The following is a 21,529-nucleotide window of genomic DNA, read 5'->3' on the forward strand; positions in this document are numbered from 1 at the left end:
AGGCGGGTCCGGCCCGGTCGTATCGGCCCCGTCGGGGAATCCGCCTCTCAACAAAAGACGGGGAACGCCCGCGCGGTCCCCAGGCGGAACGACAATGGACAATCGAAACGATCTCTGGCGGCATGTCGATGCGAACAAGGAGCGCCTGATCGCGCTCTCCGACCGGGTCTGGGGCATGCCGGAGGTGTGCTACACCGAGAAGCGCTCCGTCGCCGAGCATATCGCCGAATTGAAGCACCAGGGCTTCAAGATCACCGAAAACGTCGCCGACATCCCGACCGCCGTGATCGGCGAGGCCGGCGAAGGCGGTCCGGTCATCGCCTTCCTCGGCGAATACGATGCCCTGCCCGGCCTCTCGCAGGAAGCCGGCGCTTCCGAGCACAAGGAGATCGAGGCCAACGGCCATGGCCATGGCTGCGGCCATAATCTGCTCGGCTCCGCCGCGATGCTCGCCGCCGTCGCGATGAAGGAATGGCTAGCCGAGAACAAGATTCCCGGCCGTGTCCGTTACTACGGCTGCCCGGCCGAGGAAGGCGGCGCCGCGAAGGCCTTCATGGTCCGCGCCGGAGCCTTCGACGACGCCGATGTCGCGATCTCGTGGCACCCGTCGAGCTTCTGGGAGGTTGCGCCTGCCCTGGCGCTCGCCAATACCCGCGCCGATTTCGTCTTCACCGGCCGCGCCTCGCATGCCGCTGCCGCGCCCCATCTCGGCCGTTCGGCGCTCGATGCCGTCGAGCTGATGAATGTCGGCGTGAACTACATGCGCGAGCATATGCCGTCCGATGCGCGCGTGCATTACGCCCTGCTCGACACCGGCGGCATCGCGCCGAACGTCGTCCAGGCCCATGCCCGCGTCCGTTACTCTATCCGCGCCCGTGATCTGCGCGGCATGCTGGAGCTCGTCCAGCGCGTGAAGAAGATCGCCGAAGGCGCCGCGCTGATGACGGAAACCAAGATGGAGATGCGCATCGTCAGTGCCGTTTCCGATCTCGTCGCCAACACCCCGCTGGAAGAAGCCATGCACAAGGTGATGGGCGAGCTCGGCGCGCCGCATTTCGATGATGCCGACAAGGCCTATGCCGAGAAGATCCGCGCGACGCTCTCTCCGCAGGAGATCGCCTCGATCTGGCGCACCATCGGCATGCCCGATACCGGCGTCCCGCTCGCCGACTTCCTGGTGCCGCGCGACGCCAAGCGCAACCCGGCGATCGGCTCGACCGATATCGGCGACGTGAGCTGGGCGGTGCCGACCGTGCAGGCCCATGCGCCGACGGTCGCGATGGGCACGCCGTTCCACACCTGGCAGGTCGTGGCGCAGGGCAAGTCCCCCGCCGCGCACAAGGCGATGGTCCATGTCGCCAAGGCGATGGCCGCGACCGGCGCCGCCGTGCTGACCGATCCCGCCCTGATGGAAGCCGCCAAGGCCGACCACAAGGCCCGCCTCGGCAAGGAAGGCTACACCTCGCCGCTGCCGCCCGAAGTGAAGCCGCCGCTGACGATGTCGCTGGGCTGATAACGCTTCTCTTGCCGTCATTCTCGGGCGCCGCGCAGCGGTGACCCGAGAATCTCGTGCCGAGAAGGGCGCCTTTCCTTCCGGAGATGCTCGGGTCAAGCCCGAGCATGACGGCGGCGACTGCGTTGCCTTGCCGATTGAACGAACACATATGATCCGGGAGAATGCGCCGCTGCCGCCCGCCGGCAGAATCGCCACCCGGAGCCAGCATGGATCGCGCAGAGGAATCGGAAGACGGGCTCGGCCGGCATCACCGCACGGCCAGCGGCCAGGCCGATTCCGCGATTCCCGCCCCCGTCGACCTCGCCGGCTATGTGCTGGACGAGCAGTTCGGCTTCCTGCTGCGGCAGATGCAGCAGCGCTATGTCGCGATGTTCCTGGAGATGATGGGTGCGGACGGGCCGACGCCGCCGCAATTCGCGGTGCTGTGCCGGCTCGCCGTCGACGGCCGGATTTCCCAGAACCAGCTCGGCCGCATGACGGCGATGGACCCGGCGACCATCCGGGGCGTGGTGACGCGCCTTGCCGAACGCGGGCTGGTCGAGCGCCTGCACGATCCCGATGACAAGCGCCGCGTGCTGGTGCAGCTCGGCGCGCGCGGCCGCGAGCTGCTGCCGGTTTATGTCGAGCGTGCCAAGGCGATCACCGTCGCCGCGCTGGACCCGATGGCGGATGGGGAGGTCGAGCCCCTTCTCGATGTGATGCGTCGCCTGCTCTCAGGCTTCAAACCGCCAGATACTGGCCCCGCGCCGCCTCGTCAGCTTTGAGCGCCGCCATCGTATCGTCGAAGCGGATCAAGCCCTTCTCGATGATCACGGCGCGGTCGGCGATGCTGCCGGCGAAATGCAGGTTCTGCTCAGAGAGCAGCACGGACAGCCCCTCGCCCTTCAGCACGCGGATGGTCTCCGCCATCGCCTCGACGATGACCGGCGCGAGCCCTTCCGAAGGCTCGTCGAGCAGCAACAAGCGCGGATTGCCCATCAGCGTGCGGGCGATGGTCAGCATCTGCTGCTCGCCGCCGGACATGGCGCCGCCCGGCCGGTCGCGCATGCGGCCAAGATTGGGGAAGAGGTCGAACAGGCGCTCCGGCGTCCAGTGCGGCGCGCCGGTCCGCGGCGGCTGGCGGCCGACTTCGAGGTTCTCCATCACGGTCAGGTCAGAGAAGACGCGCCGGTCCTCCGGGACATAGCCGATGCCGATCCGGGCGATCTGGAAAGGCTCGCGGCCGGCGATCTCCTTGCCCTCGAAGCGGATCGAGCCTTGCGGCTCAGGCACCAGTCCCATCACCGTCTTCATCGTCGTCGACTTGCCGGCGCCGTTGCGGCCCATCAGCGCGACGACCTCGCCTGACCCGACCGAAAAGCCGACGCCATGCAGGATCTTGGCGCGGCCATACCAGGCCTCGACGCCCGCGAGTTCGAGGAGCGTCGTCATCAATGCCCTCCCGAGGTTGCGCCTGAGCCGAGATAGACCGCGCGCACCTGCGGGTCGTTGCGCACCTCGGCGCTCGTTCCGGAGGCGATCAGGCGGCCGCGATCCAGCACTAGCACGCGGTCGGCATGGGCGAAGACGACATCCATGTCGTGCTCGGTGAAGAGCACGGCAATGCCGCGCTCCCGCGCGATGCGGGCGGTCAGCGCCATCAGGGCGATGCGCTCCTGCGGCGCCATGCCGGCGGTAGGCTCGTCCATCAGCAGCAGCTGCGGCTCGTTGGCGAGCGCCACCGCAAGCTCGACGCGCTTCAGATCGCCATAGGCGAGCACGCCACAGGCGCGCTCGGCTTGCCCGGTCATGCCAACCTGATCGAGCAGCGCATTTGCGGGTTCGAGGCGGCGCTCGTCGGCGCGACCGAACAGGCGCCAGGTTTTCCCGGCATGCGAAATCAGCGCCATCTGGACATTCTCGCGCACGGTCATCGAGGCGAAGGTCGCGGTGATCTGGAAGGTGCGGCCGACGCCGAGGCGCCAGATTTTGCGCGGTTCGAGCCCGGTGATCGGCTTGCCCGCCAGCAGGACTTCGCCGCGATCGGGCCTGAGCTGCCCGTTCAGCATGTTGAAGCAGGTCGTCTTGCCGGCGCCGTTCGGGCCGATCAGGGCGACAAGCCGGCCGGCCTCGACAGCGAAGGAGACGCCGTCGACCGCCTTCACGCCGCCGAAGGATTTTGCGAGGTCGCGGGCTTCCAGAACAGGGTGCACGGGCGCGTTCATGCGGTTGCCGTCGATTGCGCGGCGCTCTCGCGCCGGGCGCGCCAGAACAGCCAGGTACCGACGAGGCCGCGCGGGAACAGCACGACCAGCAGTACGATCGAGAGACCCAGCGCGAAGCGCCAATAGGCCGTCATCTTCGCGAGCTGCTCGTTCAGGCCCATATAGGCGAAGGCACCGACGACCGGCCCGGCCACCGTCTGCACGCCGCCGAGTAGCACCATCAGCAAGGCATCGACCGAGCGCGGGATCGCCATATAGGTCGGGAAGACCGAGCCCTTCGAGAAGGCGAAGAGCCCGCCGGCAATGCCGGCAGCAATCGCCGCGATGACGAAAGCGGCCCATTGCAGGCGCCCGACATCGAGCCCGACCGCCTCGGCCCGCAAGGGGCTGTCGCGGCCGGCGCGCAGGGCATAGCCGAAGGGCGCGAAGATGATAACGCGCAGGGCAACGATCACGAGTACGGCGATCGTGAGCGCGAGGTAGTAGAACACCGCCTTGGGCACCGCCCAGGCCGAGGGCCAGACGCCGAGGATGCCATTGTCGCCGCCGGTGAGATCGACCCACTGGAAGGCCGTGGCCCATGCGATCTGGGCGAAGGCCAGCGTCAGCATGGCGAGATAGACCCCCGAGAGCCGCACGCAGAACCAGCCGAAGATCGCGCCCGCGATGCCGGCCATCAACGGCGCCAGCATCAGCGCCTCCTCCATCGGGCTGCCCAGCCATTTCACCGCCAGCGCCGCGCCATAGGCGCCGAGGCCGAAGTAGGCGGCGTGGCCGAAGGAGGTGATGCCGCCCGGCCCCATCAGCAGATGCAGCGAGGCGGCGAAGACCGCGAAGATCACGAGATCGGTCAGCGTCAGGACGATGTGATCCGGCACGACGAGCGGCGCCAGCACCAGCAAGGCGAGCGCCACGGCTCCGAACAGCTTGGCCGCGCCGTCAGCCGGGCGCAGCAGGAAGAGCTGGCCGGCATGGCCGCGCGGCTCGCTCGCCGCCTTGCCGAGCAGGCCATGCGGCCGGGCGATCAGCACCGCCGCCATCACCAGGAAGACCAGCACCAGCGTGATCTTGGGCAGGATCAGGATGCCGAAGGCATGGAGCACGCCGATCAGCACGGCCGCGAGATAGGCGCCCGTCACGCTTCCCAGTCCGCCGACCACCACGACCACGAAGGCCTCGGCGATCATCGAGAGGTCCATGTGGAGGTTGATCGCCTCGCGCGGGAGCTGGAGCGCGCCGCCGAGCCCCGCCAGCGCCGCGCCGAAGGCGAAGACCGAGGTAAAGAGCAGGCGCTGGTTGACGCCGAGCGCGCTCACCATCTCGCGGTCCTGCGTCGCCGCCCGGATCAATACGCCCCAGCGCGTCCGGTGGAACAGCAGCCAGATCAGGCCGAGCACGACCGGGCCGACCGCGATCAGGAAGAGATCATAGCTCGGGAAGCGATTGTCGAACAGGATGACGAAGCTGCGGAAGCCGGGCGCACGCGGGCCGAGCTTGTCCTCCGGCCCCCAGGTCGCGAGCGCGATGTCCTGCAGCATCAGCACGACGCCGAAGGTCGCGAGCAACTGGAACAGCTCCGGCGCCTGATAGATCCGCCGGAGGATCAGGACCTCGATCAGCACGCCAGCAAGGCCCGTCAGCAGCAGGGCGAGGATGACGCCGCCCCAGAATCCGAGCGGGTCGGCCGGGCCGAGCCAGGTCACCAGCGTGAAGGCCAGATAGCCGCCCAGCATGTAGAGCGAGCCATGGGCGAAGTTCACGATGCGCGTGACGCCGAAGATGATCGACAGCCCGCACGCCACCAGGAACAGCGACGACGCCGAGGCCAGGCCGTTCAGGGTCTGGGTGAGGACGAGATCAAGCATGTCGTCTCGGAGGAAGGCGTATGTCTCGGACGGTAGGGGCCGGCCGGCGGGTTATCCGCATCATGTCGGCTCCTCGCTCCGTCATTCTCGGGCGAAGCGAAGCGTAGACCCGAGAATCTCAGGCCGAAAGAGGCTCAGGAGCCTCACGCGGCAGGAGATGCTCGGGTCAAGCCCGAGCATGACGCGGAGAGCATCAAGCTCAGCCCACAACCGGGCGCAGCTTGCGGACCTCGTCGTCGCTGGGCAGGTACTTGGCGCCGTCGCGGTAGCTCCAGTCGACCATCACGCCCTTGCCGTTCTTCAGCGCGCTCTTGCCGACATAAGCACCAAGCGTCGACTGGTGGTCGATCTTGCGGAATTCGATCGGGCCGAAGGCCGAGCCGAATTTCAGCCCTTCGAAGGCATCGACCAGCTTCTCGTTGTCGGTGGAGCCCGCCTTCGCCAGCGCGGCGGCGATGGCCTGCACCGTCTCGTAGCCAACGACCGAGCCCAGCCGCGGATAGTCGTTGTACTTCGCCTTGTAGGCATCGCGGAACTTGACGTGCTCCGGGGTTTGAAGCTCGGCATGCGGATAACCGGTGATGATCCAGCCCTCCGGCGTCTCGGCGCCGAGCGTGTCGAGATATTCCGGCTCGCCGGTCAGCATCGAGACGACCTGGCGCCCTTCGAACAGGCCGCGCGTGTTGCCGGCGCGGACGAAATTGGCGAGGTCGACCGCGAAGGTGACGTTGAAGATCGCATCGGGCTTGGCCGCCTCCAGCGCCTGGACGGTCGCGCCGGCATCGATGCGGCCGAGCGCCGGGAACTGCTCGGCGACGAAAGTCACGTCGGGGCGCGCCTTCACCAGCAGTTCCTTGAACCACTTCACCGCCGACTGGCCGTATTCGTAGTTCGGCGCGACGATCGCCCATTTCTTGGCCGGGAGCTTCGCCGCTTCCTCGACCAGCATCGCGGCCTGCATGTAGGTCGAGGGCCGCAGGCGGAAGGTGTAGCGGTTGCCCTTCGACCAGACGAGCGCATCGGCGAGCGGCTCGGAGGCGACATAGAGCCGCTTGTTCTGGTTGGCGTAATCGGCGAGCGCGAGCCCGACATTGGAGAGGAAGCCGCCGGCGATGATGTCGACCTTCTCGGCCGTCGCGAGATCGGCGGCGTGGCGCACCGCGTCCTCGGGCTTGCCGGCATCATCGCGGAACACGGTCTCGAGCTTGCGGCCGAGCACGCCGCCGGCCGCGTTGATCTGCTCCTGCGCCAGCTCCCAGGCCTGCCGATAGGGTTTCAGGAAGGCCGGCTGCGCGGTATAGGAATTGACCTCGCCGATACGGATCGGCCCCGCGCCCTGGGCGCGCACCAGCTGGGGAACGCCGAGGGCGAGCGAGCCCGCGACGAAACTGCGACGATCGATCTTCATCGGATGGGTCCTTCGCCTCGCTGCGGCTGCAATCCGCAGCGATACCGCTCGCACCGGGCTTGGGAGAGCGGTTTTCATATGCATACATATGAATGGATAGATCCCGACGCTTGTCAATCTGCCTTTCTTGCAATGCAGCGCATCGGCAATCGATGGGCAGCGGCTCGCGCCAGCGCCAAGGGAAATCAGATAATCCATTGATTTCAATAGGAAAATCTGCCGCCCAAAAATAAGTCAGCGATGCTGCCCTTTTGGTCTTGCAGGCGCGCTTCGAGCTTCCTATCTAGGATGCAGCGCAGCAGAGATGTTGCGTCGCCCTCCTTGGGCGTTTCCTCCCTAGACTTGGGCTGCGCTTCCCGCGCGGCCCTTTTTTCTTGTCGGGAGTTCGCCTCTTACCAGCGCCGGCCATAGGCCCAGGGCGGCCCGCCGAAGGAGGCATCGAACCGGTCGAAGCGATAGCGCCGCTCGGCCGCGCGATCGAGATCAAGCTGCAGCAGGCAGTTCGAGAATCCTTCGCTCGGCGCGCGGAAGCCGAAGGAGCGGCAGCGCTGCTCGTCCATGGCACGGTATTCGGCTTCGGTGGTGACGCAGCCGCCCAAAGCGAGGGCCAGCATCGCGCCGGCTGCAAGCTTGACGATCGTCATCGCGCTTCTCCTCTCGCAAACCTGTCCGTCCTACGCATGGACGGCCTTCCAGTTCCCGCAAGCCAGTCTAGCGCGAGAACCGGATCGGCACAGCCAGCGCGATCGCGCCGCCGCCGAGCCCGTCCGGCGGTGCCGGCACGGGGCTGGCGCGGCGGATCATCGAGACCGCCTCCTCGTCCAGCGCCGCATCGCCCGAGCCGCGGACGAGCCGGGCGGAGAGCACGCGGCCGCCGCGATCGATGCTGAACGCGACCTGCACCGTGCCGGGGCTGGCGCCCCCGGGGAAGCGCTTGTAGCGGTTGAGATGCGCCATCAGCGTGCCGCGCCAGCTCGCGGTTGCGGCCGGCGACGCCGAGGACGCCCCGGAATTGGGGGCAGCCGCGCGCGGCGCCGCCTGTTCCTGCGCCACCGGCGCGGTGGTCTGCTCGGCCTTCGGCTTGTCCGGCCGGATCGGCTTCTTCTTCTCGACGATCTTCGGTTTCGGCTTCGGCTTGGGCTTCTCCGGCGGAGGCGGCTTCGGCTCCTCCTTCGGCGGCGGCGTCAGGATAGCCGCGGCGTCCGGCAGCGGTGGCAATTCGGGGATCTTGATCTCCGGCTCCGGAATCGCGACGGGCTCCGGTTCCGGCGGCGGCGGCTCGATCTCCTTGGGCTGCTCGACCGGCTCCGGCGGCGGCGGTTCGGGCTCCGGCTGCGCCTCGGCCATCTCGGGGCCAGGCGCGACATCCTGCGGCGGCGCCTCGGGCGCGACGGCCAGCGGCGCGAGCTCGATCATGACGGCAGCCGGCGGCGCCCCCATCGCGGCTTCGGCGCGCTGCCAGTTGGCGATGACCCAGCCGGCCGTGCCATGGGCGCTCGCGACCACGAAGGCGGCCAGGCTCCAGCGGAGAGCGGCCGGCGCGTAGCGGGAGATCGACGGGCGTTCCACGCTCATGGCTTAGGCCCCGCAGCAGCCCCCTGCCCGGTGTCCTCGAGCCCGACCAGCGCGATCTTGAGATAGCCGGCATTGCGCAGCAGGTTCATCACGTTCATCAGTTCGCTATAGGAGACGCTGCCATCGGCGCGCAGGAAGACCCGCTGCTCGCGATCGCGGTTCGTCTTCTGGTCGAGCGCCGCCTGCAAAGCCTCCCGCGGCACGGCGTCATTGCCGAGCGCCAGCGAAAGGTCGCCCTTCACCGTCAGGAACATCGGCGTGTCCGGCCGCGGCTGCGGCTGGGCGTTCGAGACCGGCAGGTCGACGGCGACATCCACGGTCGAGAGCGGCGCCGCAACCATGAAGATGATCAGCAGGACGAGGATGACGTCGATGAACGGCGTCACGTTGATGTCGCTGACCTCGCCGAGGTCGCCGTCTTGCGGCTCCTTGAGGGAAACGCCCATGGCTCACTCCGCCGGAACGAGCGGCGCGGATGCCACGCTCGCGGCCGAAGCCGAGGAAGCCGAGGCCGCACGCGGAGCCGGCGCGATGGCGCGCTGGCGGCGCTCCAGGTCGCGCGAGAGATGGCGCAGGATCTCGCCCGAGGCATCGGAGAGCGTGGCGCGGTAGCCGGTGATCGCGCGGGCGAAGACGTTATAGATGATGACGGCGGGAATGGCGGCGACGAGGCCGATCGCGGTCGCCAGCAGCGCCTCGGCGATGCCCGGTGCGACGACCGCGAGATTGGTCGTCTTGGCCTGGCTGATGCCGATGAAGGAATTCATGATGCCCCAGACCGTGCCGAACAGGCCGACGAAGGGCGCAGTCGAGCCGATCGTGGCCAGCAGGCCGGTGCCGCGCGCCATGGAGCGGCCGGCGCGCGCCTCGATCCGCGACAGCGCGATGGCGACGCGCTCCTTGATGCCGTCCTCGCCAAGATCGGCCGAGCGGCGCGTCTCGGCAAGGGCCGCCGAGAGCAACTGGCCGACGGCGCCGCGCAGCTTGCCGTTCTTGCCGGCGGTAGCACTAGCCGCAGCACTCAGGTTGTCGGCGGCCTCGATGCGACGAAGCGCCCGGCCGGCCGAACGCTTGGCGGCGGCGAGTTCCATCGCCTTGGCGAGCCAGATCGTCCAGGTCACCAGCGAGGCAAAGGCGAGCCCGAGCATCACGCCCTTCACGACGATGTCGGCCGCCATGAACATGCCCCAGGGCGACAGGTCATGCGGCAGGGTCGCCGCCACAGCCGGAGGAGCGACCACGGGCGTGGCCGGGTTGCCGGGCGTCAATGGCGGATGGGCGGTGCTTGGCGGGTTGATGCCGAGCTGAGGCAGAGCCGGCGGCAACGGGTTGGTCGGCGCCCCCGGCTGAGCCGGGGCAGATTGCGGTGTCGGCGCGGCGGGCTGGCTCGGGGCCGCTGGCTGGGTCTGCACTGCCGGCGGAGCCGTATCGGCCGGTGCTTGGGGAGCGGGCTGCCCCGGCGCCTGGGCCTGGGCCACCACCACGGACAGGCTCACCGCAACGAGAGCCAGACGGAACGCACGCATCATCACAAATCAGCCTTCTCTGGAGGAGCGCCGTGCTGGCCTTCGCCGGCTCTGCAGCCTTGCCGCCGGTTCCCTGAAGGTCGGCAGCTTCCTCATTGGAATCATTACAAAAAAAGACTTGCAGCACCGATGCTGCATATGCGATACGCCTGTTCGAATCGGGCGGGCATGTCAAGAAAAAGCGGCTCGCCGGCCTTGGCCCGAAAGGGTCCCGGCCACGCGAAATCAGGCCTCCCCGCGCTCCCGGACGGCCCTCACATATCCGCTATTCGATGAATGCAAGGCGGCGCCGACGCGGCGCGTATTGGCCTGTCAGCCGCGCTCGGGCCGGTCGATCTCGGCCTGCAATGCCGCGAGGTGAGCAGCGGCAGCCTCAGTCGCAGCCTGCTCGACCGCGCGGAAGCGCAGGATGAGCGCTTCGCCGAGCGGGGTCAGTTGCGCCCCGCCGCCATTGCGCCCGCCGACCTGGCGCTCGACCACCGGCTTGCCGAAGAGCGCGTTCAGTTCCTCGACCAGCTCCCAGGCGCGCCGGTAGGACATCTCCATCGCCCGGCCGGCAGCCGAGATCGAGCCATGTGTCGCGATGTTCTCCAACAGCGCGATCTTGCCGGGGCCGATCCGGCCCTCAGGATCGAGCTGGATGCGCAGGCTCAGCGAGGGCACCGCGGCCTCAGGAGGCTTTGGCGAGGTTCGCCTGCGCGCCTTCGCCGCAGGCCGCGAGCCAGATCGCCGCGATGCGCTCGATGCCCACCCGGTCGTCGGCGTCGAATCGCGCCGGCGACGGGCTGTCGAGATCGATCACGCCGATGACGCCGTCGCGGCCATGCAGCGGCACCACGAGTTCCGAGCGCGAGGCCGCATCGCAGGCGATATGGCCGGGGAAGGCATGGACGTCCTCGACCAGCATCGATTTTCCCTGCGCCACGGCCGCGCCGCAGACGCCCTTGCCGACGGGAATGCGGACGCAGGCCGGCTTGCCCTGGAACGGACCGAGGACCAGCTCGCCCGATCGCATGATGTAGAAGCCGGCCCAGTTCAGGTCCGGCATCATCTGGAACAGCAGGGCCGAAGTGTTGGCGGCGTTGGCGATCGGGTCGCTTTCGCCGGTGAGCAGGGCTTCGAGCTGCCCGGCCAGCTCGCGATAGAAGTCCGGCTTGCTGCCGGCGGCGATGCTGCGTGCCTCGAACATGATCCTGACGCCTCGCTTGCGTTCGCTCTCGAAATCGAGCGCCGGTTCCTACCACCATCCTCCCGGCCACGCCATCGAAGAGGCCCTATGCGGGCAGTTGCCGGAACGATCTCGAATGGCCTCACTCTTGTCATTCCGGGGCTTCGCATCGCGAAGAACCCGGAACCCACGACCGGGTGCGCCCTTGTCATCAGGTGTAAGAGGCCTCGCCCAGTCGTGGGTTCCGGGTTCGCGCCTGTGGCGCGCCCCGGAATGACAAAGGCTTGGTTCGCCCCCTTGCGATCAACCGAGCCCAGGCCCCTTCCCCGCCCACCTCGGATCGTGCCAATCCTCCCCCGCGCCAGCTTGGAGGGAATCGGTCTTGAGCGAGGGTCTCCGGCGAATCCGCATCGCAGCCGCCCTGCTGATCGACGCGCGCGGGCGCCTGCTGCTCGTCCGCAAGCGCGGCGCCGCCTGGTTCATGCAGCCGGGCGGCAAGATCGAGCCCGCCGAACAGCCCCTCGATGCGCTTGCCCGTGAACTCCGGGAAGAGCTGGGACTTGTCGCCTTGCCCGAAGCCGCGCGCCATTGCGGGCGCTTCGTGGCCCCGGCCGCCAATGAACCCGGCTTCATCGTCGAGGCCGAGCTTTTCACCCTGCCTCTCGACGGCGAGCCACAGCCGGCGGCGGAAATCGCCGAGATCGCCTGGCTCGAACCCGGCACGGCCTCCGCGCTTCCCCTCGCCCCGCTGACGCGCGATCACGCCCTGCCACTCTGGCGCTCCCTGCTGACGGAGACGACACGATGAACGACCTCACTTCGAGCCCGCGCCGGGCGGATGGCAGCGCCGGTGACGCCGATTACGGCCGCATCGGCCAGGGCTACGCCTCCTATCGCCAGCCAGAGCCCGCCATCGCCGCCCTGATCGAGGCCGCGCTCGGCCCGGCCCGGCGCATCCTCAATGTCGGCGCCGGCGCCGGCTCCTACGAGCCGCGCAGCCGCGACATGACGGCGGTCGAGCCTTCCGCCTCGATGCGGACGCAGCGCCCGGCCGATATCGTCGCGGCGATCGACGCAACCGCAGAGGCCCTGCCCTTTCCCGACGGGCATTTCGACGCGAGCATGGCGACCTTCACCGTGCATCAATGGGGGGATCTCGATGCGGGGCTGCGCGAGATGCGCCGGGTGACGCGCGGGCCGGTCGCGATCCTGTCCTGCGATCCCGAGCTGGTGCAGGCCTTCTGGCTCAATCATTACGCGCCGGAGGTGCTGGCGACCGAGGCGCGGCGCTATCCCTCGCTCGGCCATATCGGCACGGTTCTGGGCGGCGATGTCGAGATCGTCGCGGTGCCGATCCCGCTCGCCTGCCGCGACGGCTTCAACGAGGCCTATTACGGCCGGCCGGAGCTTTTCCTCGATCCGGGTGCGCGCTCGGCCTGCTCGGCCTGGAGCTTCGTCGGCGAGGCCGAGAACGCCGCCTCGATCGAGAAGCTGCGCCAGGACCTGGAATGCGGCGCCTGGGATTCCTGCTACGGCTTCCTGCGCAATCAGCCGAGCTTCGACGGCTCGCTGCGCCTCGTCATCGCGCGGCCCTGAGCTTGCTGATTTTCCGTGGAACCACATCGTCATCCCGGGCTTGACCCGAGATCCATCGGAGGGCTCCGGAGCTTTACGATGGAACCCGGATCGGCGCTGCTGTGCAGCTTGCCCGGGATGACGGCGTGTTTTCGTGCGAACGACCGTACTCCGAGCCAATAGCAGAAGGGCCGGCTCTCCAACGAGAACCGGCCCTTCAAATCACAGGCTGAACTCGCCATCCCGGACGCAGCGAAGCGGAGATCCGGGATCCATGCCTGAACCTCGATCGGCAGCGCTCCGGAATGGATCCCGGGTCAAGCCCGGGATGACGGTGCATTTCCGAGAAAAATTCCCAAGCCCTAGAACGGGATGTCGTCGTCGAGATGGCTGGAGGACGAGCGCCCACCGCCACCACCGCCGCCGCCCGACATCGCCGGCTGGCGCGAACCGCCGCCACCGCCACCGCCCATCGCGCTGGACCGGCCGAAGGAGCCGCCGCCACCGCCGCCCGAGCGGTCGTCCATGTAGCCGCCGCTGCTGCCGCCACCCTCGCCGCCATACTCGTCACTGCCGCCCTGGCGGCTGTCGAGGATGGTGAGCTCGCCGCGGAAACGCTGCAGCACGATCTCGGTGGTGTATTTCTCGACGCCGGACTGGTCCTGCCATTTCCGGGTCTGGAGCTGGCCCTCGATATAGATCTTCGAGCCCTTCTTCAGATACTGCTCGGCGACCTTCGCCAGGTTCTCGTTGAAGATCACGACCGAGTGCCACTCGGTGCGTTCCTTGCGCTCGCCGCTCTGCTTGTCGCGCCAGGTCTCGGAGGTGGCGATACGCAGATTGACGACAGGCTCGCCGCTGCCGAGGCGGCGCACTTCGGGATCACGCCCGAGATTGCCGACCAGAATGACCTTGTTGACGCTACCAGCCATGACAGGCTCCATTTCCTGCGCACTTCACACAAACCGGCCGATCGACCGGAGCCGAACCCTATCGGCCGATTGAGGCATTATCAATTATGTTCTCGTTTTGTTCAATAGGTTTTCCCCTGACGAATCGGGGAGCCGGCCGTCGCGGGAGACGATCGGCCGGGAGGTTACGGCAAATCGCCTTCCAGCACGACGCCGAGCGAAGCGAGTGCGCGCCAGTAGCCGGGGTAGGTCTTGCCGACGCAGGCGGGGTCGAGGATCGTGACGCCGTTCAACTTGAGGCCCGCCAGCGCGAAGCTCATGGCGATGCGATGATCGGCATGGCTGTCGATCTCCGCCGCCACGGTCTGCCCCGTGAGAGCCGGATCGGACGCGACCAGAAGGTCATCCCCCTCTTCCAGGCCAAGGCCCGGCCGGATGCGTGAAAGGCCCTGCGCCAGGGCCGCGACGCGGTCGCACTCCTTGACGCGCAGATTGGCGATCCCGACGAAGCGGACCGGTGTCCGGTTGAAGGCGGCGAGCACGGCGAGGGTGGGAATCGCGTCCTGCATCTGCGAGCCGTCGATGACGGCCGGGAGATTCGGGAAGCTGGCGATGATCTTGTATGCGGCGGCGTCGGGTTGGGTGAAGGCCGAGGCGGCGACGCCGAGATCGATCGCGCCGCCGGTCAGGACTTCCGCCGCCCAGAGATAGGTGGCGGCCGATGCATCGGGCTCGATCAGGAAATCGGCTGCCTTGTAGCCGGTCGGCTCCACCCGCCATGTCGCCGGATCTGGCTGCGAAACCGTGGCGCCGAAGGCCCTCATCACCGCCAGCGTCAGATCGATATAGCCGCGCGCGCCGATATCCTGGCCGGTCAGGGCGATCTCGACCGGGCCGCGTCCGCAGGCGGCCGCCATCAGCAAAGCGGACACGTATTGGCTGGACAGGCCGCCATCGATCTCCACACGCCCGGCGGGGAAGCTGCCCTGCCCCATGACCGTGACCGGCGGGCAGCCGCTCGGCGCGGTCACGGCGACGTCCAGTCTGCGGAGCGCCTCGACCAGCGGCGCGATCGGGCGCTTGCGCATATGCTCGTCGCCATCGACGATAACGGTGCCCTCGACCAGCGCCGCGGCGGCGGTCAGGAAGCGCGTCGCGGTGCCGGCATTGCCGAGAAAGAGCGGCGCGGCGGGCGGCTGCAGCTGGCCGGTGCCGGAGACGACGAAGGTGGTGGCATCGGGCTCGTCGACGGTGACGCCCATCGCGCGAACCGCCTGCGCCATGTAGCGGGTGTCGTCGCTTTTCAGGGCTCCGGTCAACCGGCTGGTGCCCCCCGCCAGCGCCGCCACGAGCAGCGCGCGGTTCGTGATCGATTTCGAGCCGGGCGGAACCACCCGGCCCCGCAACGGCGCCCCCGGCGGAACGATCGTCAGTGCCCCCGTCGCATTCATCGTCAGCAGCTTTCGCTTATCTCAAATCCGTGCCCGAACGGCCGAGCACGCTCATAGCGTGGCACGTCCCGCTTGTCGCGGTCGAAGCCGCGTGAGCCCGCTCGAAGGACTCAGCCATCCGTCCGGCGCGCTCCGAGAACAGCTTGCGCCATCCGGTCGAGCAGCACGGCGAGCAGGACGATGCCGAGCCCGCTGACGAAGCCGAGGCCGGGATCGGCCCGTTGCAGGCCGAGCAGCACGACCTCGCCCAGCCCCTTGGCGCCGATCATCGAGGCGACCACGACCATGGCCAGCGCCATCATGATCGCCTGGTTCAGTCCCTGCAGGATAGTCGGCCGGGCAAGCGGCAATTCGATCAGCCAGAAGGCCTGCCGGGGCTGCAAACCCAGCGCCCGCGAAGCCTCGACCAGCCCGGCATCGACGCCGCGCAGGCCGAGCTCGGTCAGACGTGCGAAGGGCGGCAGCGCATAGACCAGCGTCGCGACCAGCGCCGGCGCACGCCCGAGTCCGAGCAGCATCGCGACCGGGATCAGGTAGACGAAGCTCGGGATGGTCTGCATCAGGTCATAGAGCGGTGCGAGCGCCCTCCCCAGCCGTGGCAGCCGCGCCGCCGCGACACCGAGCGGCAGGCCCATCAGCACGACGAGCACCACGGAGACGGCGACCAGTGCGAGCGATTGCATCGCCTCACTCCAGACACCCAGCCCCGCGAGCGCCAGCGGCAAGGCGGCCATCGCCAGCGCGAAGCCGATCCGCCGCGTCGCGAGCCAGGCGCCGGCCGCAACCGCCAGCACGAAGGCCGGGACCGGAACCTGCTGGAGCAGCGTCTCGACCAGCCGCACCGGCGCGGTCAGCACCGCACCGAAACCGTCGAGCCTGTCGCCGTAGCCGGTGACGAGCGCATCGACCGCGCGATTGACCGCGCCCTGCAACGCCTTGCCGAGATCCGGCACCAATGTGGCCGTCACAGGCTGGCAGCGACCTTGCCGGCAACGTCGGCCGGCAGCCATTTCTTCCAGATATCGCCCTGCGTCTTCAGGAAGACGAGCGCCTGCTGCTCGGGCGTGACGCCCTTCTCGCGCGCCTCGGCCAGCATCTTGGAGGTCACGTCGCTGGTCGTGCCGTAACTCTTGAAGAAACTCGCAAGCTGCGGCGCCTTCTTGGCGAGGTCGACATTGGCGCCGATCACGACCTTGCTGGTCGGATAGGCGGTGGCGCGCTTGGGAGTGTCGCTGACCTTGAGCTCGGCCCAGATCGCGGGATCAAAGGGCGCCTCCTCCAGCTTGACGAGGTCATAGGCGCCAAGCAGCCAGCTCGGCCCCCAATAATAGAACACGACCGGGCGCTTGCGCTTGAGCGCGGCCTCGATGGCGGCGACCAGCGCCTCGCCCGAGCCGCCGCGCGTATTGGTGAAGTCCTCGGCGAGCCCGTAGACCGCGAGCTTCTTGCTGTTGATGCCCTCGCAGACCCAGCCGGCGACGCAATTATAGAAACGCCCCTTCCCCGGCTCCTCTGGATCGGCGAACAAGGCCTTGTAGCGCTTGAGATCCTGCGCGGTCTTGAGGTCCGGCGCCTTAGCATCCGGGCCGGAGACCAGATAGCGCGGCACGAACCAGCCCTCGCTCGCGTCGGGAAAGGTGGTGCCGAGCGGCTCGACCTTGCCGGCCTCGGCTGCCTTCACCCAGGCATCGACCGGGTTGGCCATCCAGATCTCCATGACGATATCGACATCGCCGCGCGCCACGCCATTGACCAGCGGCGCGATCACGCCGGGAACGCGCTCGACCTTGCAGCCGAAACCGCGCTCGGCGATCGCGCTGGCGACGGCGGTGTGGAAGGCGGCGGAATCATAGTCCAGCCCGGCCATCTTCAGCGGCCGGTCGAGTTCGCAGGCCATGGCCGGCGCGCCGAGGCCGAGGCCGAGCGCAAGCGTCGCTGCTCCAAGAAGGGCCTTCATCATCGTTGCTCCCCCGATCGCTCATGGCTGGCGCCGCCAGGCTCGTCGCATGCGCGGCTCGCGCTGAAACGCAGGACCGGGCGAATTGATCCACACCGGCACAGCCTCTCGTGAGCAAACATCGCGCAAACGAACAAGCGAGGCGACCCCCGCCCCTGTCAGCGCCCGTCAGGACCAAGCGGCCCCCGACGAGCGACTGGAAGGCAGGGCACGTTGACGGTACAGGGCGTGCCTGATCCAAGCTGATCGGCACACCGAACGCCGTCGCGAAACAGGACGATATCGCCGTGACCACCGATAACCGCATCGTGCTCTCCAGCGACCACGCCGCCATCCCGCTCCGCCAGGCGATCGCGAAGCATGTCGCGGCGCAGGGCTGGACCGTCGTCGATATCGGCCCGACCACGCCGGAGAGCACACCTTATCCGAAGCATGGCGAGGCGGCGGCAAGGCTCGTCGCCTCCGGCGATTGCCGGCTCGGCATCATCCTGTGCGGCACCGGCCAGGGCATCATGATGGCCGCGAACAAGGTCAGGGGCATCCGCTGCGGCGTCTGTTCCGACACCTTCTCGGCCCGCATGATCCGCCAGCATAACGACGCCAACATGCTCTCGCTCGGCGCGCGCGTGGTCGGCGAAGGGCTGGCGCTGGCGATCGTCGACGCCTTCCTCGGCGCCACGTTCGAAGGCGGCCGGCATGCGACGCGGGTGGAGATGATCGCGGCGCTGGAGAGTTAGTGTGGGTCGCAGCACCCGGGCGGGGAATGGCTGCCCGGCAAGATTTGCTTCCGCCCCATGGCCGAGATCAAGCCTGTCACCCTCCCTTCGTCGAGTTGACTCGTCGGGAGGGGACCCCACAATCATCCCAAGCAAAGATGCTGGGGGGCTTCCATGCTTAAGGCCGCGATCGCCGCGCTATTCGTCATGACCGCAACGTCTGCCGTCGCGCAGCATTACCCGCGACCGGTCGAGCGCGGCGCGCATTGCAAATGCGCCCGGATGCTGTTCGGGATTCAATCCGTCAACGGATATTGCCATTGGAGCGACCGTCTCTCCAACGAGATCAACGCCTGCGCGGCGCAGCAACGGCCAGTGGTGCGGCAAGAGCGAGTGGCTCCAAACCCGGTGCAAGCGAAAGGCGCCGGCAGCGTTCCTTATCGCATCGGTCTCGGACTGGCGGCGCATCGCGGCATCTACGGCGCCAGCGGCGGCTGCTACGCCCGCGTCTTCGAAGCCTCCGCTTCTCAGCAACGCTCTCCCGATCATCGCATCCGATATGGCATCAGCGGTCGGGACATGCCGGCATTTGCGCGGGAGCTACAGCGGCGCTGCGGAATTTTGTTCTCGCGGCAGCACGACACCTCGAAGGCAGCAGCCTGAGTGGCGTTAAACGGCCCTAGGCAGTCATTGCCTCAATCGAAGAGCGCAGTGTGTGCAGCTCGCCAATGCTCAGGCGTGCGCGCTGCCAATAAGCCATAGCCCTCTTGTCCAGCGCGGTAGGGTGAGCCATCCCAGCGTGCGATGCGGCCGCCAGCCTCACTTAGGAACAACGCTCCGGGCAGGTGATCCCATGGCAGGGTCCGCCAGAAAACGGCGAAATCGCGATCGCCGACGGCAATGGCAGGGTACTCGGCTCCTGCACAAAGTAGAGGTGGTACGATCAGGGGCACTCGATCCAAGCGCGGCTTGATGGCCTCAAGCACGTCAAGCGGCATGAAACGATTGGAAATCGAGCCGCTGCGCAGTGTATCCGGCTCCCCATCAGCGGACACGGGCAATCCATTGATTTGGGCTCCGCTTCCCAGTTCGGCGACATGAAGCTGATTTGACAGCGGATCGAGCATCCAAGCTGCAACGGTCTCGCCTTCGCGTAGCAGTGCAAGCATGACCGAGAATGGTCCTCGGCCGGAAGCAAAATTTCCAGTACCATCTAGCGGATCGATCAACCAGACGGTGCCCTGATCGAGAGCGTTAGCCAAGGCGGGGTTCCGTGCGCAGGCTTCCTCGCCCACGATCCTGGCGGACTGATCGAGCAGCAGCAATTGCTCGCCAATCAATCGTTCGGCATGAAGATCGGCAGCAGTGACGAGTTCTCCTGGCGACTTTTCCTCCACGTCGTGCGTGGTCAGATTGCGAAAGCGCGGCAAGATCGCCTCTGCAGCAGCGGCTCGCAGAACCGTCGATACTTTATCAATCAGACTCATCGTGACCTCGGCTCACCATGTCGGGCTTGCCTACTGGGATTTCTCGATTTGACAAAGTCCGCTTCCGACCCGTTCTGGACATTGGGAACGCCGGCTTGCAAGCATCGTCATCGTACGTGCCGAATGACGCCCCGCATGCCGGCCTGATGCAGCCGAGCATCCCAAGGGGCTGTTTCCCGGCAGGAAGATCGTGCGAAGGTTGGGCGCAAGGCGGAGCTACCCGAAGAAGCCCGGCTCCGGAACCCTGCGACGGAGCTCGCCATGCTGAAACGCTATCTCGCCCTGGCCTTCATCCTGCTCGGCCCGGTCGGCTGCACCACGCAGGACACCGTTCCCCGCGCGAGAGCTGACGGACCGGCCTATACGCAGCCCGGCATCGGCGCCCCGGCGCGCCAGACGGATTCGTTTGGGAGCGTCCTCCGCTAGACGCCTCCAGCCCACCAAGGCGCCGCGGTCGCGAAAGGCGGAAGCCCACAGCCCAACAAAAAACCGGCAGGCCGAAGCCCGCCGGTTCATTGACGTCAGATCGTTCGGCCGTCTCAGCCGCGCGGCGCGAAGGCCTTGAGCGTGGCGGCGGCCAGCGCCGACTTCAGGATGGCGCCGAGGATGAAGGGCACGGCACCCAGCGCGATCGCCTTGGGCAGGCCGATCAGGACAGCGAGCCAGGCCACGCCGATCACCAGGCAGAGCGCATTGCCGGCCAGCATCGCGGCGAAGGCGAGGCCGACGCGGCTGCCGTTCCAGCCGCGCTGCGCCAGCCAGCCGGTCAGGGCCGCGGCGAAGGGGAAGGCCAGCAGGTAGCCGCCGGTCGGGCCGGCGAAATAGGCAGCGCCACCGACGGCGCCGGCGAAGACGGGCAGACCCATGGCGCCTTGCGCCAGCCAGGCGATGACGGTGACCGCGCCGAGGCGCCAGCCATAGAGCGCGCCAATCAGCGTGACCGCGAAGGTCTGCATCGTCATCGGCACCGGATACATCGGCACCTTGATCTGCGAGGACAGCGCCAGCAGCAGGCTGCCGACGATCACGGCGCCGGCCTGCCAGGCGAGCGAGCGGCTTTCCAGCCGCAGCGGGCTGAACGGGCGGCTGAGGGCAAGATCGGTCATGGTCACTCCTTGGTCGCGATCAAAATTATCTATAATTTTGATCTTTGATCTATGAGGAAGTCCATATCTCGCAGGAAAAGGCAAGCGCGCCTTTCGCTGCGGTGTCCCCGCTGGCCCAAAAAATCACGTGTCAGGGCAGAGCGTCATTCTCGGGCGTAGCGGAGCGAAGACCCGAGAATCTCTTGCCGGAAGAAGCACGCGGAGCCCTCTTCGGCAGGAGATGCTCGGGTCAAGCCCGAGCATGACGGCCGTGGCGTGTGCATGTTTACGGAACCCGCATTCGCAGCTTTGGCGCGCCCCTCACCCGACGATGGCAAAGGCCCCACGCGTCGCCCCGGAGGCCGTACGAACCGGGCGCTCGCCGATCCATTGCGCATGCCGTGCCAGCGTCGCGATCGCGGTTTCCAGATCGCCATTGCGCAGGGCGTTGAGGATGGCGCGGTGGTCGTGGTCGGTGCGGGCCTCCCATTCCGAGCGCCAGGCCGAGAACAGGAAGCGCGCGCTGGCGGCGTGGAGATCGTCGATCGTCGCGAGCAGGCGCTTCATGCCGCAGGGCGCGACCAGCGTGCGGTGAAAGCGGCGATTCGCCTCCTCCCAGGTCCGGACATCGGTGGCGGCGTCGCAATCGCGCCGCGCCTGTTCGGCCTTGTCGAGGATGGCGGCGGTGAGATGCGGAGCGGCATGGCGCAAGGCCAGCACCTCCAGCGCCGCGCGCATCGCCGCGACCTCCTTCACCTCCGACAGATCGAAGGAGGCGACGCGGACGCCGCGGCGCGGCTCGCTGATCGCCAGTCCCTGCGCCTCCAGCCGGCGGAAAGCCTCGCGCACCGGGACATGACTGGTCTCGAATTCCGCGGCGATGTGATCCTGCCGCAGGCGCGAGCCGGGCTCGATCTCTCCGGCAATGATCCGCTCGGCCAGGGCCCTGGCGATGCGGACGGCGATGGTGTCTTCGGCAGGCTTCGTCATGATTTATAGATAATTCGAGCGCGGCGCGGAGTCGATTGCGATCGGCGGGATCATCCCCATATCGAAACCTCGCCGATCCTGACGTTTCCTGTCAG

Annotated in this window: 24 protein-coding genes; 7 read left to right on the plus strand and 17 right to left on the minus strand. The window is 67.7% G+C overall.

Translation table 11 applies throughout. The annotated features are described in order from the left end of the window. Positions 1-94: 94 nt before the first annotated feature. Both AC3WMA_RS16225 and AC3WMA_RS16230 read left to right on the plus strand, forming a co-directional pair. Complete coding sequence (locus tag AC3WMA_RS16225; protein WP_492286402.1) at positions 95-1,513, plus strand: M20 family metallopeptidase; 1,419 nt, start codon at positions 95-97, stop codon at positions 1,511-1,513. 209 nt (positions 1,514-1,722) lie between these two features. Next, positions 1,723-2,280, plus strand: a complete 558-nt coding sequence (locus AC3WMA_RS16230; RefSeq protein ID WP_492286403.1) for a MarR family winged helix-turn-helix transcriptional regulator — start codon at positions 1,723-1,725, stop codon at positions 2,278-2,280. On the opposite strand, the gene AC3WMA_RS16235 is transcribed toward AC3WMA_RS16230, so the two are convergent. The 10 genes from AC3WMA_RS16235 to AC3WMA_RS16280 all read right to left on the minus strand — a co-directional run bounded on the left by AC3WMA_RS16235 (position 2,237) and on the right by AC3WMA_RS16280 (position 11,283). After that, positions 2,237-2,947, minus strand: coding sequence for an ABC transporter ATP-binding protein (locus tag AC3WMA_RS16235; RefSeq protein ID WP_492286404.1), 711 nt, complete (start codon positions 2,945-2,947; stop codon positions 2,237-2,239). The genes AC3WMA_RS16230 and AC3WMA_RS16235 overlap by 44 nt on opposite strands. Beyond that, positions 2,947-3,720 (minus strand): ABC transporter ATP-binding protein, encoded by a 774-nt coding sequence (locus AC3WMA_RS16240; RefSeq protein ID WP_492286405.1) that lies wholly within the window; start codon positions 3,718-3,720, stop codon positions 2,947-2,949. The genes AC3WMA_RS16235 and AC3WMA_RS16240 overlap by 1 nt, the downstream gene beginning before the upstream one ends. After that, positions 3,717-5,585: an ABC transporter permease gene (locus AC3WMA_RS16245; RefSeq protein ID WP_492286406.1), complete on the minus strand. Its 1,869-nt coding sequence runs from the start codon at positions 5,583-5,585 to the stop codon at positions 3,717-3,719. Before AC3WMA_RS16245 ends, AC3WMA_RS16240 begins: the two co-directional genes overlap by 4 nt. A gap of 199 nt (positions 5,586-5,784) precedes the next feature. Further along, positions 5,785-6,993 (minus strand): ABC transporter substrate-binding protein, encoded by a 1,209-nt coding sequence (locus AC3WMA_RS16250; protein ID WP_492286407.1) that lies wholly within the window; start codon positions 6,991-6,993, stop codon positions 5,785-5,787. Between the two features lie 392 nt (positions 6,994-7,385). Next, positions 7,386-7,637 (minus strand): hypothetical protein, encoded by a 252-nt coding sequence (locus AC3WMA_RS16255; protein ID WP_492286408.1) that lies wholly within the window; start codon positions 7,635-7,637, stop codon positions 7,386-7,388. A gap of 67 nt (positions 7,638-7,704) precedes the next feature. After that, positions 7,705-8,568: an energy transducer TonB family protein gene (locus AC3WMA_RS16260; protein WP_492286409.1), complete on the minus strand. Its 864-nt coding sequence runs from the start codon at positions 8,566-8,568 to the stop codon at positions 7,705-7,707. Beyond that, complete coding sequence (gene exbD / locus AC3WMA_RS16265) at positions 8,565-9,014, minus strand: TonB system transport protein ExbD (protein ID WP_492286410.1); 450 nt, start codon at positions 9,012-9,014, stop codon at positions 8,565-8,567. Before exbD ends, AC3WMA_RS16260 begins: the two co-directional genes overlap by 4 nt. Before the next feature lie 3 nt (positions 9,015-9,017). Then, positions 9,018-10,097 carry a tonB-system energizer ExbB gene (gene exbB, locus AC3WMA_RS16270; protein WP_492286411.1) on the minus strand — a complete coding sequence of 360 codons (1,080 nt, stop codon included), beginning with the start codon at positions 10,095-10,097 and terminating at the stop codon, positions 9,018-9,020. A gap of 309 nt (positions 10,098-10,406) precedes the next feature. Next, positions 10,407-10,757, minus strand: coding sequence for a winged helix-turn-helix domain-containing protein (locus AC3WMA_RS16275; protein WP_492286412.1), 351 nt, complete (start codon positions 10,755-10,757; stop codon positions 10,407-10,409). Between the two features lie 7 nt (positions 10,758-10,764). After that, positions 10,765-11,283 (minus strand): GAF domain-containing protein, encoded by a 519-nt coding sequence (locus AC3WMA_RS16280; protein ID WP_492286413.1) that lies wholly within the window; start codon positions 11,281-11,283, stop codon positions 10,765-10,767. Positions 11,284-11,644: 361 nt separating this feature from the next. Here AC3WMA_RS16280 and AC3WMA_RS16285 point away from each other — a divergent pair, with 361 nt between their 5' ends. Continuing rightward, positions 11,645-12,070: an NUDIX hydrolase gene (locus tag AC3WMA_RS16285; RefSeq protein WP_492286414.1), complete on the plus strand. Its 426-nt coding sequence runs from the start codon at positions 11,645-11,647 to the stop codon at positions 12,068-12,070. Beyond that, positions 12,067-12,858, plus strand: coding sequence for a class I SAM-dependent methyltransferase (locus AC3WMA_RS16290; protein WP_492286415.1), 792 nt, complete (start codon positions 12,067-12,069; stop codon positions 12,856-12,858). The genes AC3WMA_RS16285 and AC3WMA_RS16290 overlap by 4 nt, the downstream gene beginning before the upstream one ends. A 341-nt stretch (positions 12,859-13,199) precedes the next feature. On the opposite strand, the gene ssb is transcribed toward AC3WMA_RS16290, so the two are convergent. The 4 genes from ssb to AC3WMA_RS16310 all read right to left on the minus strand — a co-directional run bounded on the left by ssb (position 13,200) and on the right by AC3WMA_RS16310 (position 17,159). Beyond that, positions 13,200-13,769 carry a single-stranded DNA-binding protein gene (gene ssb, locus AC3WMA_RS16295; RefSeq protein WP_492286416.1) on the minus strand — a complete coding sequence of 190 codons (570 nt, stop codon included), beginning with the start codon at positions 13,767-13,769 and terminating at the stop codon, positions 13,200-13,202. A 164-nt stretch (positions 13,770-13,933) separates the two neighbouring features. Then, positions 13,934-15,199, minus strand: coding sequence for a 3-phosphoshikimate 1-carboxyvinyltransferase (locus tag AC3WMA_RS16300; protein ID WP_492286417.1), 1,266 nt, complete (start codon positions 15,197-15,199; stop codon positions 13,934-13,936). A gap of 110 nt (positions 15,200-15,309) precedes the next feature. Continuing rightward, positions 15,310-16,167 carry an ABC transporter permease gene (locus tag AC3WMA_RS16305; RefSeq protein WP_492286418.1) on the minus strand — a complete coding sequence of 286 codons (858 nt, stop codon included), beginning with the start codon at positions 16,165-16,167 and terminating at the stop codon, positions 15,310-15,312. Further along, positions 16,164-17,159, minus strand: coding sequence for an ABC transporter substrate-binding protein (locus AC3WMA_RS16310; protein ID WP_492286419.1), 996 nt, complete (start codon positions 17,157-17,159; stop codon positions 16,164-16,166). The genes AC3WMA_RS16305 and AC3WMA_RS16310 overlap by 4 nt, the downstream gene beginning before the upstream one ends. Before the next feature lie 284 nt (positions 17,160-17,443). Between AC3WMA_RS16310 and rpiB the strand changes: the two genes are divergently transcribed. Both rpiB and AC3WMA_RS16320 read left to right on the plus strand, forming a co-directional pair. Then, positions 17,444-17,893 (plus strand): ribose 5-phosphate isomerase B, encoded by a 450-nt coding sequence (gene rpiB, locus AC3WMA_RS16315; protein ID WP_492286420.1) that lies wholly within the window; start codon positions 17,444-17,446, stop codon positions 17,891-17,893. A gap of 153 nt (positions 17,894-18,046) precedes the next feature. Then, positions 18,047-18,535: a hypothetical protein gene (locus AC3WMA_RS16320; protein WP_492286421.1), complete on the plus strand. Its 489-nt coding sequence runs from the start codon at positions 18,047-18,049 to the stop codon at positions 18,533-18,535. 32 nt (positions 18,536-18,567) lie between these two features. Here AC3WMA_RS16320 and AC3WMA_RS16325 read toward each other — a convergent pair whose 3' ends face one another. After that, positions 18,568-19,359: an inositol monophosphatase family protein gene (locus AC3WMA_RS16325; protein WP_492286422.1), complete on the minus strand. Its 792-nt coding sequence runs from the start codon at positions 19,357-19,359 to the stop codon at positions 18,568-18,570. Between the two features lie 261 nt (positions 19,360-19,620). Between AC3WMA_RS16325 and AC3WMA_RS16330 the strand changes: the two genes are divergently transcribed. After that, a complete protein-coding gene (locus tag AC3WMA_RS16330; RefSeq protein WP_492286423.1) occupies positions 19,621-19,785 on the plus strand; it encodes a hypothetical protein in 165 nt (54 codons plus the stop codon). A gap of 113 nt (positions 19,786-19,898) precedes the next feature. Here the strand turns inward: AC3WMA_RS16330 and AC3WMA_RS16335 are convergent, their stop codons facing one another. Together AC3WMA_RS16335 and AC3WMA_RS16340 are read right to left on the minus strand one after the other, a co-directional pair. Continuing rightward, positions 19,899-20,465: a biotin transporter BioY gene (locus AC3WMA_RS16335; RefSeq protein ID WP_492286424.1), complete on the minus strand. Its 567-nt coding sequence runs from the start codon at positions 20,463-20,465 to the stop codon at positions 19,899-19,901. Positions 20,466-20,765: 300 nt separating this feature from the next. Then, positions 20,766-21,434: a GntR family transcriptional regulator gene (locus AC3WMA_RS16340; RefSeq protein ID WP_492286425.1), complete on the minus strand. Its 669-nt coding sequence runs from the start codon at positions 21,432-21,434 to the stop codon at positions 20,766-20,768. Positions 21,435-21,529 lie beyond the last annotated feature (95 nt).

It is taken from the genome of Allobosea sp. FW305-C-101, from assembly GCF_058783685.1.